This is a genomic window from Oleiphilus sp. HI0079 (assembly GCF_001635105.1).
The window spans coordinates 1-784 of record NZ_LWFT01000123.1 but is presented as its reverse complement, the minus strand read 5'-3'; the positions used below and the strand labels follow the sequence as shown (position 1 = coordinate 784).

The following is a 784-nucleotide window of genomic DNA, read 5'->3' as shown; positions in this document are numbered from 1 at the left end:
AACCGACTCAAGCACCTGATTGGTTTTATCCGAGAGCAAAGCGAAGCTGAATTAGATTTCCGCGCCTTTGTTGACAGCGCGCCCGTCCTCGAACGCGCAATCGCGCAACAGGCGGGCCTCGGCTGGTTCGGCAAGAATACGATGATCATAAACCGCGAGGCCGGCTCGTGGTTTTTTTTGGGCGAGATATACACCAACCTGGAACTACCGTTAACAGGTTCCTATGAGCAAGAGCATTGCGGTCGCTGCACAGCGTGTCTTGATGTATGCCCAACCAATGCGTTCAACGGCCCCTATTCGCTGGACACCCGCAAGTGCATTTCTTACTTGACCATCGAAAACAAAAACGCAATTCCCTTAGAACTCCGAAAACCAATAGGTAATCGTATTTTTGGTTGCGACGATTGCCAACTTGTCTGCCCGTGGAATAAATTTGCAGAACACAGCTCCGAAGATGACTTTTCACCCAGAAACAAACTCGACGAAGCAAAACTCACCGAGCTTTTTTCTTGGACTGAGGAAGAGTTCTTAAAAAACACGGAAGGCTCAGCAATTCGACGCGCCGGCTATGAGGGTTGGCTTAGAAACATCGCCGTTGCATTGGGCAACGCACCAAGCAAGCCGGATGTTATTCAAGCACTTCAAACTCAAGCAGACGCAAGCTCAGCACTCGTGAGAGAGCATGTAGCCTGGGCGCTTGAGCAGCATTCACAAACGATCATCGATTAGCGCCTGCAGCTGGTTCGACAATTGCTCGCTGAGCAATGGCTCACCATGCGATGGC

1 protein-coding gene is annotated in these 784 nt (G+C 50.8%); it reads left to right on the top strand.

What is annotated here, in order from left to right; genetic code table 11:
* Positions 1 to 729: tRNA epoxyqueuosine(34) reductase QueG (queG, locus tag A3750_RS01780; RefSeq protein ID WP_068547981.1), on the top strand; the 729-nt coding region annotated here is incomplete at its 5' end.
* Positions 730 to 784 lie beyond the last annotated feature (55 nt).